Below are 11,714 nucleotides of genomic sequence, written 5' to 3'. Positions count from 1 at the left end.
TTCTGTTAGGCGCTCTTAACCGTGCTGCCCGGCCGACATGGACCGTTCCGGCCGGACCCGCCCTGGCGAGTCGTGAGCCGGCATCAGGAGAGATCAGCGCCGCGAGATAGACCCTGAAAAGCCAACAGGCCCCCGTCGCCAAACGGGAGCCTGCTGAAAAACCTGGGGCCTTGTGGGCCGGTCGAACTACCCCCCATAAGCCATGAACTCCCGCCGGGAGTCAAGCGAAAGCACCGCTTTTCGCACCGGGAAGGCTTTGCCTGGACCCTAGCCGCGGCCCGTGAGGGACCGGGATCGATGTTTCATGCCACCATGCGGTCGGCGATCGAGGGCGCGCGCACGCTCGCGCAGCTCGACAGCCTGTCGCGCACCATCTGGCAGGCCCACGCCGCAGAGACCGTCACCGACTCAGAGGCGCAGGGGCTGGCCGAGGCGCTGCACGTCCGCAGGAGCGCCATGCGCGAGGCCGTGGTGCCCGTCGGCATTCCGCTCGGCCGTGTGACGCTGTTCCCGCCCAAGCGCCTACAGCGGGCTCCTGAGCGATCCGTGGCGATCGAGCGCCGCCGACGGCTGGCCTGCTCCGGTCCGATGCCCCCCGCGCTCGCCAGCAGGTTCACCGTGGGGCAGCTCGCGGTCCTACGGATCGTTGGCGACGAGATGGCCCGCAACGACGCGTGCGGGCTGTGCATCGACGCCATTGCGGCGCGGGCAGGCGTGTGCCGTCGGCTGGCGCAGGGAGCGATCCGACTGGCCGAGGGCGACGGCCTGCTGACCATCCAGGAGCGCCGCCACCAAGGCCGGAAGTCCAACCCGAACATGGTGCGCATCATCAGTCGGGAGTGGCTGCAGTGGCTCCGGCGGGGAGGGCGATCGGCGGCCCCGGCGCTGCTCGGCGGTAAAGGGTGCAAACCTATTCACCCCACGGATAAGGGAGATCCACAGAGGCAAGTTGTGGACGCTGAACCAAAGAAGGGCTGTTGAGGGGCAGCGGTCGACCTCAGCCGAAGCGATCCCGTGAGAATTCGCGCGGCCGGTAGAACGGGCCGAGCTATGCGGTGAGGGTCTGCGGTCGGGCGAAATAACGAACGCGAGCGCCAATGGCGAAAGTCGTTGGCTAGCGAGCGACGTCTCAGATCGAAATGATTGGGCATTCTGCATCATCAGCGCGCATCGGCGCTTCGATATGTTCGCCCCGCCACGACTCTAAATATCTCGACCTTGAACTGTTTCTTACCCAGATTAGTTCTGAGTGGATGTTACAGCGTGGTCCGATTTTTGTGGGCGACCTGAAGCCCGTCGGCACGGCGCGACCACTCGCAGTCGTCGGGCCTGACCGCGGCCTGCCGTCTTGGATCACGATATCAATTTCGTGCCTCTCCACCCTCACGCTGTTCACAGCAGCCGGGGCTTGGCTTGTCCCTCACGGCGACTGGTCTTCTACAACGTTGTCCCAGCGGCTGGCACCGGCGGCATCGGTTCAGCCACAGCCTCCATCTACTTTCCCGACCTGGGTCGAGGTTCCGCACCTGACGGGACCTCTTTCCCACGCAAACGATCCGGATACCTTCAATGTCGCCGACGCACCCCGCACCTTCCTGGACCCGAACCCAGCGGACGCGGTCGAGCAGCCAGCCTTTCTGCCGCCACGCGCTAACCCACGCCTTCCACTCCTCGGCCTAGCGCCTCTCGATGCGGGACGTCTGACGCATGAGCAGCCGCCCGCCTGGAACGAACGCCCGGATCGCCAGGACATTGCGATGGAGCGCCCGTCATTGGTGGTGGCGACGCTCAAACCGGACTTGCCTGATCTATCGCAAGATCCAGCTGAGCCGAGGCCGACACAACCTCTGTCGGCCGATCCAGCATCGACGCCGATCCTGCCACCTCGATCGGCTCGGGCGCGAGCTCCTACCGAAGTCATCGTCCGCCCCGCACCGACGATCCCCACTGTACTCCCGCTCGGACACGTGGCGACGCTAAGCCCTGATCATGCGCAGCAGGTAGTGGATCGAACGAGCCCGATCGTACCGCCTTCTGAAACAGGGATTGTGGTCGCGCCGATCCAGAACCCCGGACCGGTGAAGCAGGCGCGGTCTCTCAGTAGACCAAGAACGGCGACAGCGGCCTCTCGGGCACGAGCGCCCTACCGCGCTGCCGAGCAGACGGCGAGCATCATCAGCCGGCCGATCTGGGTTCGAGGGCGGATCGATGCCAGCGCGATCGCGCAGGCCTCCTTGCACCGGACGCGAGCCAATCGCCCCGCCTCCTCGCCTACTACAGCACCGTCCTCGCCTTGGACGCTGCCATCCGCCCTCGCGCCGACGGACTAGCTCGATGCCGCGGCTCCTCGTTCACCCCCGCGAAGAAGGAAAGCCGTGATGCTTCTACGTTCCATCTGCTGTGCCACCCTCATCTCCGTCCTGGCTGGCCCAGCGCTGGCGCAGGACACCCCCGCCGCACCGGACACGTCGGCAGCCACTTGGCAGATGCCGTGGCAGATCGCACCGATCGGGGCTGCCTCCTCTGCCGCCGGCGAACAGACCATCCTGTCGATGGTGCCAGGCACCGGCCTGGTGAAAGGTACCTCGACGGCTCTGCAGACCATCGGGCAACCCTTGCCGGAGGTGCCGGGTCGGAACCGCACGGTCGACACCTGCCGCGCCACCGTGATGAGCGAGGCTGGAAAGGCCGGGATGAAGCAGGTGGAGGCGGTCTCGGCGGGGGCCGACAGGACCGACAAGAAGGGCGACTACTTCGCGCCGGTCCTGTTCCGCATCACCTACGACCGGCCGATGATGTACGAGGTGCGCCAAGCGGCGATGATCTGCGTCGTGAGCCGCAAGGGCGCTATCGTTGACGCGTACATGCCGGCTGACGAGGCGGTCATCACGCAATGGCCGTCCCTCAGCCGCCAGTGAGCTGACGGCGCCAGCCTCTCCCACACCTGCTAAAGCTCCGCTTCGTCCCGTCAGTGCGCCTGAGGCGTTCGCGACATCTCAAGGCATGCGGCGGGCAAGCACGCGACGACAGGCAATCGTGGGCCAGTTCCCTGCGTTCCGCCCGTGAAGCCTAGGCCGGGCAGTCGCGTGAGGGTCGGTGCGGCGGGGGATCTGGACACCGCGGGGCACCGGCCCATGGCCTGGATCCTCTCACGAACGGGTGCGTTGTTCGGCCTCTCGTCGGTGGGGCAATCGCGTTGCCGACCCTTGTGAGCACCCAACAGCACGGCACCTTCATGCCTTCGATTGCATCACGGCTTGGGCCGCTCTTCGTACTTATGCTGCCCAGCATGGCCCTCGCAGAGACTGCGCCCCTGAATGTGCCGATCCTGCTGCGCGGCTCGATCGGCAACGATGCCTGTCCTGAGAAAGGCCGCGTCTTCGAAGTCGGATCGGAGCCTGAAGGCTTCCTGCCGGTGCAGAGCGGGCCAGGCGAGGCGCCGTTCCGCGAGATCGGGCGGCTGCACGAGGGCGACGTGCTCGTGATTTGTGAGAAGCTCGGGCCGTGGCTGGGTGTCGTCTACGGGGTAGACCTACTCGGCTGCCGGACGACGATCCTCGTGCCCGTCGAACAAACCTACACAGGTCCTTGCGACCACGGCTCGGTTATGGCCCGCAACGTGAATATTGACACGAAGTGAGCACAGGTTTTTCCCTGAAACGGTGTGCAAGAGTTCGTTAGCGCTACGGCACCACGCTGGTGAGTATGTCGAAGCGTACCGCCTGCACCCTCCGAGCCTATCTATGGATCTCCGCCCTGGTGCTGTGCTGCATCTCCGCGGTCATGTTGGTCGAGGCAAATAAGCCAAAGGCAGGGGATCGACGCCTCGTCGACGATCCGACTGTGACGGGATCGGTCGTGGGTATGCGCCGGTGCGGCGCTGCCTCGTGTTGCCGCTGATGCGCTCGCATCACCGCGTCAGGCGTAGGGGCCGCCGAACAAGTCCCCGAGCGCCTTCCGCCTGAACAGCGTGCGCTACCGCCGCCTCTGATGCTCTGGCCGATCGTGGATCATGTGACAGCGCTGGCAGAAGGCCGCGAGGTTGGCGTCTGCGTTGTTCAAGGTGTCGTGATCTCGATGGGCAGCTGCTAGGACGACCCGGGTTCGACGGGCACGGCCTAGGATGTCAGCTTCCGTAGCTATCCGGATCCGCCTGCCCCCGCCATCGCGCCACCGGCCGTCTTGCGCGTCCCACCAGCGGCCATCGCCGAGGTGGTAGACTATATGCCCGTGCGACCGCCCACAGTCCTCGCAGCAGCCCCTAGCCCGGCCGAACCGGATCACGGCCGAGAGCTGCGCCCAGTCGATTGGGTAGAAGAAGCGGTGCTCGGGACGGATCGGCATGACAGCCGCACTGTGCCAGCCATGGTGAAGAAAGCGTAGCTGTATCGCTTCTGGGCAAGGCGGCCGCCGGCGCTTTGTAATTGCACCAGCATCGGCGCTTACCTCATTTGGAGGATGCGGAGGCGTTTATTCTTATTTTGTATCGTATGCGCCGCACCAAGTGTTACTAGATGGGGGGCGGCCGATGGGAGACCATCAACTATGCTGGTGGGCATGCCTCTGCTGCGGGTGTTCGACCGCATGGGCTGTGGCGGCATCATCCTATCCACTGCCGGCCATGTCCTCGCGATCAACACCAGCGCCCGACTCATCCTGCAGGATATGTTCAATCTAGACGAGGCTGCAGTCGCTGCCCTGAAGAGCTCCGGGCGCGAGATCATCAAGCAACTGCTCAATCGAGGGCGGGCTCGCGTCCATTTCGACAGCGAGAACTGGATCCTGATCGAGCGTAGCGGTCGGCGGCCGCTGATCATGAACTGCGTGCCAGTTCCCGTGCTCAGCGACGACGGCCCGCACTCGGTCCTACTTCTGATTGACCTCGACGCGACCCCGCTGCCCAGCACGAGTTGCCTGGAGCGGATCTTCTGCCTGACGCCTGCTGAGGCGCGTGTGACGCTGCTGTTGGTCGGCGGCAAGACGCTCGACGAGATAGCTCAGAAGCTGCACCTCAGCGTTGCGACGGTGCGTAGTCAGCTCAAGGCCGTGTTCGATAAGACCCACACCCACCGTCAAGCCGAACTGGTGGTGCTGGTCTCACGCTTGGCCGCCCTGCCCTAAGCTCTCGACTGAACCTACTCTGCGAAGCGCTCCTGCACCCAATCGGCCGCCGAGGAAAGGGTGTCGAAGAAGATAGCCTCCTGATCGCAGGGGCCGAAGCCGGCATGCATGAACCAGCCCTGATCGGTTGGCACGAGAACGGCCGCAAGACACTGATCGGCGAAGACAAGGTTTGCGTCCTCGGACGCTTGCCGTGTCGCGGCGCAGACCTCCGTAAAGCTGACCTTAACTGGCCTGTGCTCGTCCAATTGACGACCCCGTTCATCGGGTAGGTCCGGCACGCCTGCGGCATAGCCGAGCCTAACATAAGCTACTTCAGATGATGCAAATTGCCATCCATCATTTGGGGCAAAATGTGTTTCCCATCTACACCCCGAGCAGCGACTTGATTGTCGACCATCTGCCTGTGTGTCCGGCTGCATCCCTCGCAGCAGCCTCTTGCCCGGTCGATCGGGTACCTCAACTGGGAAATAGCGTTGCTGCCTGGGTTCGCAGGTCACAAGCGTGCGATAGAGACCTTGGCGAGGCCTGATACCCCTATGGCTTGCGCAGAAGCTTTCGACAGATCGATCAAGCGGCGGCCGACGTAAGGACCACGGTCGTTGATCCGTACCACCACGGAGCGGCCGTTGCTCCGGTTGGTTACCACCACCTGCGTACCGAGCGGCAAAGTGCGGTGGGCAGCAGTCAGCGCGTTCATGTTGAAGCGCTCGCCGTTAGCCGTCTTGCGGCCATGAAAGCCAGGGCCGTACCAGGATGCCACGCCCGCCTGCTGATCGGACTCTGCTTTGGCGTTATTGCCGAAAATGGTCATGCACACAGCCGCGAGAGCGGCTAGAAAATACGGTTGGCACTTGAAGATCACTTGGTAATCCCGCTGTTGTTGAAGACGGGTCTGCTAAAGAAGATCAATTATGACCAGACTGAGTTTCATCGATGCGGGGCTGGTATGCGCCAGCATGTGCCACATTTATGGCAAGATGATGCGATGGGCGCGCCCATAACATTTGATGCTGTTACGTAGATTGCCGCGATGCATGCGGTCAGAGCTGGTGCTCGCGTTACCGTCCGGACCCATAACGGTGGTGCGGACGGCGTAGGTGTGATTCACGGCTCCCACGGGAGGGGCCGATGGATCAGTTTTGGCTGACGGACGAGCAGTTTGCGAAGATCGCACCGCACCTGCCCACCGACACGCGGGGCAAGGAGCGCGTGGACGACCGACGCGTGATCAGTAGTATCGTCCACGTGCTCAAATCCGGCGGCCGCTGGACAGACGCGCCACGGGAGGTCTACGGGCCGAAGAAGACGCTCTACAACCGCTTCGTGCGTTGGTCGGCCAAAGGGGTCTGGGTCGGGCAATTCGAGACCCTGGCCCAGGCCGGCGGGCCGGCGTCCCAGGTGCTGATCGACTCCACCGCCGTGAAGGCCCACCGCTGCGCCGCCGGGGGTAAAGGGGGGAGCAGAACCAAGCCATCGGCCGCTCGCGGGGCGGGCGCACGACTAAGATCCACGCCCTCACCGACCGCGCCTGCCGCCCGCTCGCCTTCCTGCTAACCGGTGGGCAGGTCGCTGACTGCAAGGCCGGCGCGTTGATGCTCGAACGCCTACCGACTTGCCGCGTCGTGCTGGCCGACAGGGGCTACGACAGCGATGCCATCCGCCGACAGATCGAGGCGGCTGGAGCCGCGCCCAACATCCCGCCCAAGGTCAACCGGCGCTGGAAACCGTGCTTCTCGCCCGTGCTTTATCGGGGGCGCAACGCCATCGAGCGGATGTTTGGACGACTGAAAGACTTCCGCCGGATCGCCACGCGCTACGACCGCTCGGCGACCAATTACCTCGCCGCCGTCTGCCTCGCCGCGACCGTCAGCTACTGGTTATGAGTCCGGACGCTATTACGCCATCTCCTTAGCTTCCGGAGCGCTCCAGTAGGGCGGTAATCCGATCGATCTCGTGCTTGAGCGCCTGGAGCGGCTCCTCTGTCCCTCCCAGCGCGCACACGATCTGCTCCCGAGCAGCACCCACCTTCCAGCGTAGAGCATGGCCCGCATCGGTCAGCTCCACACGCAGGTGCCGCTCGTTGGCCGGATCCCGGCCGCGGCGCAGCAGACTATCGCGCTCCAAGCGCTTGAGCAGCGGCGTCACCGTGCCAGAGTCGAGATGCAGTCGGGCCGCGATTTTCTTCACGTCCAATCCATCTTCCTCCCAGAGCACCAGCATGACGAGGTACTGCGGATAGGTGAGCCCGAGCGGCTCAAGCAGCGGCTTGTAGGCGGCCGTGAACGCATGAGCCGCAGCGTAAACCGAGAAGCAGAGCTGGCGGTCCAGCGGCAGAACGTCGGGGCCAGGTGCAGCCTTATCCGCCTGGTCCACGGCGGTCGGAGACTGAGTTCGACGAGCGGTCTGTGTCATGGGCAGGATGTAGCACGATAAGCACGACAAGGGATAGCTCACTTAGGCGTTGACACCTAACGATTTGTGATCTAATCGTTAGGCCACAAACGCAAGGGGGGCCAACGATGCCGCGCAATGCGACGCCGCTCACGCTCGCTGCCGCCGCTGGGACCAGTGTCGGCTTGTGCATCTTCGGTGTGCTGGCCTTTGGAGGCTCCGGTCATGCTGAGACGCTCAGCCCCAAGCCGCTCTCGGCCATAGTAGCCCTGCGGAGCCGTGCCCCCTCGCTACCAGTTGCAGCCCCGCGCGAAGCGCAGGACCGCTCCGGCCGCACGGTGCGGGTGATCTATCCGGGTCCTTACGCCCAGCGCTGAAGGAGGGCGGTGACAATCACAGCTGCAGTGCTCTTCCTCATGCCGGTTCTACTGCCCGCGCTGACCCTGGCGGTCGGTGAACCCATGGAGCTGTTCCCGGCCAAGGTCGATTTCTGGCAGCTGCGGCGCCCCTCATCTTTGCTCTAGCCATCCGCTAGGACAGCGCCGGTCCTCACATCCGCAGCGCTCAACTGCAACGTGGATGATACCGCTCTACCGCATTGCTGCTCGGCATGACCGGGAGTGGGCTGAACCGGCAACACTTTGAAGCTTCGCAACGAATCCGAAGTCGAACCTCTCCGTGCCGCGGACGGACGGACCGAAGCCGGGTGACCGGCAGAGCATCGCGCGCCCGGCGTGTCTTTTGGGATCGGCCGTATCAGCCACGAAAAGGAAGCTCGACGTGCAACGCTACTTCTTCGACATTCATGACGACGTGCAGGCGTTGAGCGACACCGAGGGCGAGCCATTTGCAAACTCTGACGAGGCGGGCAAACGCGCGGCACAGATCCTCTCGGAGATTGCGCTGCATGAGCCCAGAGAAAACGCCTGCAGCAACCTGTTGGCGCTGGTGCGGAACGAGGCCGGACGTGTGGTGTTCACTGTAGCACTCAGCATCGTGGGTAGAAGGATTGATGCACCAATCCTGCTACCTGGCTGCCACGTTGGTGCAAAACGGTCTCGCCGGTCCAAACTTTTGGCTGCCTAGCCAAAGTCGATCGGTCAGAGATTACATTGGCCCGTAGAACCGCTTTGGTTCGGACATGTTCTGCGCATACCGCAGTGAACTCAGCTGTTCGCCCGTGATTAGGATCCGTTAATTTTTTTCCGCTCAAGTATCTCCTCAGTGATCGGCTTCGGCCGCGCGGTGGAAGAGCAGCACCGGGGTCGTCTTGAGACGGCGGGCCCTGGTGCGGCCTCGCCGGCGCAGTCGCCGCATCTCGGCGGGCATCACAGTCCCGCCGCGATCGGCGCGCCTCCTGGGGGCAATGGTGGAGGCGGCCCGCCGTGATCATTCCGCCGGGAGTACCTACGTTGCTCAACACCCTGCTGGCACTGCTCGCCGTCATCTCTGTCATGGCCGCCCACGCGGCCTACAAGCTGGTACGCCTGCCCTTTCGGCTCGTAGGCGCCATGTTCAGGCACAAAGCCCCGCCGGCGCCACTGATAGCCCGCTAACCGAGCGTCGCGACCCGGCCCCCGGGTTCGCATGGCTGCCCCGCCGACGCGGGTGTGGCGTGCACCTGAAGCTTTGCATTAAGCCCCCCGGCCCCACTGCAGGGGGAGGCACGTGCGCGTGCCCTGGCTGATCAGGAACTGCCTTATGAAAGCGTTGCTCGCGTTCGCCGTGGCCATGGTCGTGTGCGCTGGTCCCACGTTCGCTCAGGCCGATCAGCCGACCCGAAATTGCGACCTGGACCCGGAAACCACGGGCTCGCTGGCCGCCGATCCGCGCAGCGTCTACCTGCCGGACCAGCACCCGTTTCAGGCCGACCGAGATCCGCCAGAAGTCAGTTGGCAGGACCAGGCGCAGGAAAGCTCGGAACAGCGTCAGCGCGATTTACTCGACTGTGGAGTGGATTGACGCCCGCTCGTCGGTCGGCCGGGATCCTTGACCCATCTAGCCCCGTTTCCAGTCTTCGAAGCGGTCGAGCTCCGAACGCGTCAGCACGCGAGCGCGCCGGCAGCTTTACCCTCCCTGGCACTAGGCTGCCAGCGCGTCCTGAACCTCAAGCCCCAGCCCGGGACAACCGCGCGATTGGCCTAATGACAGGCTTTCAACCTGTCGTCTGCATGATGCTGTAGGGCCGCCTCGCGTATCGGCCCGACCGCGGGTGAGATAGACGACCTCCCCCGCCAGCCCGTGATCAGATCGGGCGGTGGGGCCGAGCCGGCCTTCAGGCGCGCGTGCTTCGCGCGAGCGCTCGACCGAGCAGCCACAGGATCAATTCGGATGCTTGAATTAGCGTTCGGTCACCCAACTGGACCAGCGCCTCATGCGCCTCGATGGAGCAGTCGCTCTCCACGATCAGGGGGTCCAATGCCTCAGGGGCGATAACTGACTTCTGCTCTGTCGTGCCGCCCTGCCAGAACGGTTTGGCATGGGCGCTCGTGGTGTCGATGTAGCAGCCTCGGCCGCGCATCCTCCCAGTCTCATCTGACACCGGGGTGCCAAGATTGAGCACCCACTTCACCTCGCGGGTCGCAGTCTCGACGCGGAACTCAGCAGAGAAGGATCCTCCCGTGCGACGCAGCCTGCATATGCGATCGAACACCCAATCTCGGTCGTCTGGATGTGTGCGCTGTAAAGCTATCTCCAGCGGCAGCGGTTGCCCTGCGAGGCTAACATCTCCGGCGAGCAGCGCGACAGCCCCGCTGTCGAGGACGAATTGTGCCGCCTCTACGTCTGTACTCCACGTACCAACGAGGCCGGCAGCCTGCAACGCAAGCTCAATCGCGGGGGGCAATGACACGTGGTTCTTGTCCCTCAGCGGGCGGGCTCGGCAGCGCAAAACCCAAAACAAGTTAGAGCTTTCAACAATAAATCATACTACCTAAAATTGGCCACATCGCCGCAGATGCAACTCTCCGTGAGGTGCGAGAGAAGCGGGGGGGGGGGCGCTACTTCCACGCCGCGGTTGCGTCAGGCAAGAAGGCTTCATGGCCATTGATGAAGATCCTAGAGTTCTGCAGCAGATCGCGCGTCTGCTCAATGTGCCGACGAGCGCCTTCTATGATCCGCGTGAGACACGGGCGATCGGGCCTGTCGCTTAAGCTGCGCAGGAAAGCAGCGAGCTGTTGGAAGCGTTCGCACAGATCAGCGATCCGCAGGTACGCCGCGAATGCATCAAGTTCGTTCGGGCTAAGATGTCATCTTCATCGCGCCCGACAGGCATCGCCCTGACGGCCGATCAAACGTAAGGGCCACCGAACAGGTCCCCGAGCGCCTTCCGCCGAAACAGCGTGCGCCAGCGTCGCCGTTGATGCTCTGGCCGGTCGGGGATCATGTGGCAGCGCTGGCAGAAGGCCGCGAGGTTGGCGTCCACGTTGTTCGAGGTGTCGTGATTACGATGGGCCGTCGCCAGCACCACCCGCGTCCGACGGACCCGACCGAGGATGTCAGCTTCTGCACCGACCCGGATCCTGCGTTCCCACCCATCGCGCCACCGACCGGCATCCGTGTCCCACCAGCGACGATCGCCCAGATGGTAGACCATCCGCCCGTGTGGCCGCCCGCAGCCCTCGCAGCAACCTTTCGCCCGCCCGAACCGGATTACGGCCGAGAGCTGCGCCCAGTCGATCGGGTAGAAGAAGCGGTGCTCGGGCCGGATCGGCATGCTGATGCTGGATATGCGGAACGCGACCCACTCTGCAGTGAAGCGGTCTTCGACCCTGTAGCATCAGGGCTACAGCCGAACGACCACGTTCTGCTAGTTCGGAACTAAAGCGGCGCTGAGATGTTGTGGCGCTCTTGCATGTAGAATGCGAAGTATTACGGCGGTCTCGAGCGCGTTAAGAGGCGGTTTACTACGACACGCCCCCTCATCACCCAAGGGTGTGTCCGTGAAACTACAGCTATTTGGCTCACTGTCCGGTAGTCATAGCTCCAGATTGAATGTTGGACCTGACGTGATGACCAAGCTTCTCGCCTCGCTCGCCGCCTTCACCGCCCTGACGGCCGCTGCCTCGGCAGCCGACCTGCCGCGCCGCCCCGGCCCGCCGCCCGTGTTCACCCCCGTGCCGGTGTTCACCTGGTCGGGCGCCTACTTCGGTATCAACGCCGGCTACGCCTTCGATGCCTCCAGCCGCTCGAACAGCTCA

The 11,714-nt window shown here is 63.9% G+C and carries 15 protein-coding genes and 1 pseudogene; 10 read left to right on the top strand and 6 right to left on the bottom strand.

What is annotated here, in order from left to right:
• Positions 1 to 297: 297 nt before the first annotated feature.
• The 3 genes from OXS27_RS30410 (at position 298) to OXS27_RS30400 (ending at position 3,640) form a co-directional block, all read left to right on the top strand.
• A complete protein-coding gene (locus OXS27_RS30410; RefSeq protein WP_267361341.1) occupies positions 298 to 981 on the top strand; it encodes a hypothetical protein in 684 nt (227 codons plus the stop codon).
• A gap of 1,397 nt (positions 982 to 2,378) precedes the next feature.
• A complete protein-coding gene (locus OXS27_RS30405) occupies positions 2,379 to 2,918 on the top strand; it encodes a hypothetical protein (RefSeq protein ID WP_267361339.1) in 540 nt (179 codons plus the stop codon).
• 290 nt (positions 2,919 to 3,208) lie between these two features.
• Positions 3,209 to 3,640: an integron gene (locus OXS27_RS30400; protein ID WP_267361337.1), complete on the top strand. Its 432-nt coding sequence runs from the start codon at positions 3,209 to 3,211 to the stop codon at positions 3,638 to 3,640.
• A gap of 335 nt (positions 3,641 to 3,975) precedes the next feature.
• On the opposite strand, the gene OXS27_RS30395 is transcribed toward OXS27_RS30400, so the two are convergent.
• The gene (locus tag OXS27_RS30395) at positions 3,976 to 4,344 is read right to left on the bottom strand and encodes a hypothetical protein (RefSeq protein ID WP_267361335.1); all 369 of its coding nucleotides are present in this window, start codon (positions 4,342 to 4,344) and stop codon (positions 3,976 to 3,978) included.
• 201 nt (positions 4,345 to 4,545) lie between these two features.
• On the opposite strand from OXS27_RS30395, the gene OXS27_RS30390 reads away from it, so the two are divergent.
• Positions 4,546 to 5,121: a LuxR C-terminal-related transcriptional regulator gene (locus OXS27_RS30390; protein ID WP_267361333.1), complete on the top strand. Its 576-nt coding sequence runs from the start codon at positions 4,546 to 4,548 to the stop codon at positions 5,119 to 5,121.
• A 14-nt stretch (positions 5,122 to 5,135) separates the two neighbouring features.
• On the opposite strand, the gene OXS27_RS30385 is transcribed toward OXS27_RS30390, so the two are convergent.
• Both OXS27_RS30385 and OXS27_RS30380 read right to left on the bottom strand, forming a co-directional pair.
• Positions 5,136 to 5,369, bottom strand: coding sequence for a hypothetical protein (locus OXS27_RS30385; protein WP_243917380.1), 234 nt, complete (start codon positions 5,367 to 5,369; stop codon positions 5,136 to 5,138).
• Between the two features lie 248 nt (positions 5,370 to 5,617).
• Positions 5,618 to 5,935, bottom strand: coding sequence for a septal ring lytic transglycosylase RlpA family protein (locus OXS27_RS30380; protein ID WP_267361330.1), 318 nt, complete (start codon positions 5,933 to 5,935; stop codon positions 5,618 to 5,620).
• A gap of 317 nt (positions 5,936 to 6,252) precedes the next feature.
• Between OXS27_RS30380 and OXS27_RS30375 the strand changes: the two genes are divergently transcribed.
• A protein-coding gene (locus OXS27_RS30375; protein WP_267361328.1) for an IS5 family transposase occupies positions 6,253 to 7,007 on the top strand; the annotation gives its coding sequence in 2 pieces (ribosomal slippage) (positions 6,253 to 6,583 and positions 6,583 to 7,007; 756 coding nt in all).
• 25 nt (positions 7,008 to 7,032) lie between these two features.
• On the opposite strand, the gene OXS27_RS30370 is transcribed toward OXS27_RS30375, so the two are convergent.
• The gene (locus tag OXS27_RS30370; RefSeq protein ID WP_267361326.1) at positions 7,033 to 7,497 is read right to left on the bottom strand and encodes a MarR family transcriptional regulator; all 465 of its coding nucleotides are present in this window, start codon (positions 7,495 to 7,497) and stop codon (positions 7,033 to 7,035) included.
• Between the two features lie 146 nt (positions 7,498 to 7,643).
• Here OXS27_RS30370 and OXS27_RS30365 point away from each other — a divergent pair, with 146 nt between their 5' ends.
• The 4 genes from OXS27_RS30365 to OXS27_RS30350 all read left to right on the top strand — a co-directional run bounded on the left by OXS27_RS30365 (position 7,644) and on the right by OXS27_RS30350 (position 9,477).
• A complete protein-coding gene (locus OXS27_RS30365; protein WP_243917386.1) occupies positions 7,644 to 7,892 on the top strand; it encodes a hypothetical protein in 249 nt (82 codons plus the stop codon).
• A gap of 9 nt (positions 7,893 to 7,901) precedes the next feature.
• Positions 7,902 to 8,039, top strand: a complete 138-nt coding sequence (locus OXS27_RS30360) for a hypothetical protein (RefSeq protein ID WP_267361324.1) — start codon at positions 7,902 to 7,904, stop codon at positions 8,037 to 8,039.
• 256 nt (positions 8,040 to 8,295) lie between these two features.
• Entirely contained in the window at positions 8,296 to 8,601 is a 306-nt protein-coding gene (locus tag OXS27_RS30355) for a hypothetical protein (RefSeq protein ID WP_243917395.1), read from the top strand.
• A gap of 615 nt (positions 8,602 to 9,216) precedes the next feature.
• Positions 9,217 to 9,477, top strand: a complete 261-nt coding sequence (locus OXS27_RS30350; protein ID WP_267361321.1) for a hypothetical protein — start codon at positions 9,217 to 9,219, stop codon at positions 9,475 to 9,477.
• A gap of 313 nt (positions 9,478 to 9,790) precedes the next feature.
• On the opposite strand, the gene OXS27_RS30345 is transcribed toward OXS27_RS30350, so the two are convergent.
• Positions 9,791 to 10,366 (bottom strand): PAS domain-containing protein, encoded by a 576-nt coding sequence (locus OXS27_RS30345; protein WP_267361319.1) that lies wholly within the window; start codon positions 10,364 to 10,366, stop codon positions 9,791 to 9,793.
• 438 nt (positions 10,367 to 10,804) lie between these two features.
• Positions 10,805 to 11,230 carry a hypothetical protein gene (locus tag OXS27_RS30340; RefSeq protein WP_267361317.1) on the bottom strand — a complete coding sequence of 142 codons (426 nt, stop codon included), beginning with the start codon at positions 11,228 to 11,230 and terminating at the stop codon, positions 10,805 to 10,807.
• A gap of 295 nt (positions 11,231 to 11,525) precedes the next feature.
• Between OXS27_RS30340 and OXS27_RS30335 the strand changes: the two are divergent.
• Positions 11,526 to 11,714: pseudogene (locus tag OXS27_RS30335) on the top strand (porin family protein); the annotation flags it as partial.

The organism is Methylobacterium sp. GC_Met_3, from assembly GCF_026540775.1.
In the GTDB taxonomy this organism is placed as follows: domain Bacteria; phylum Pseudomonadota; class Alphaproteobacteria; order Rhizobiales; family Beijerinckiaceae; genus Methylobacterium.
The sequence above is the reverse complement of the archived record's forward strand: the minus strand, read 5'-3'. Positions and strand labels throughout refer to the sequence as shown.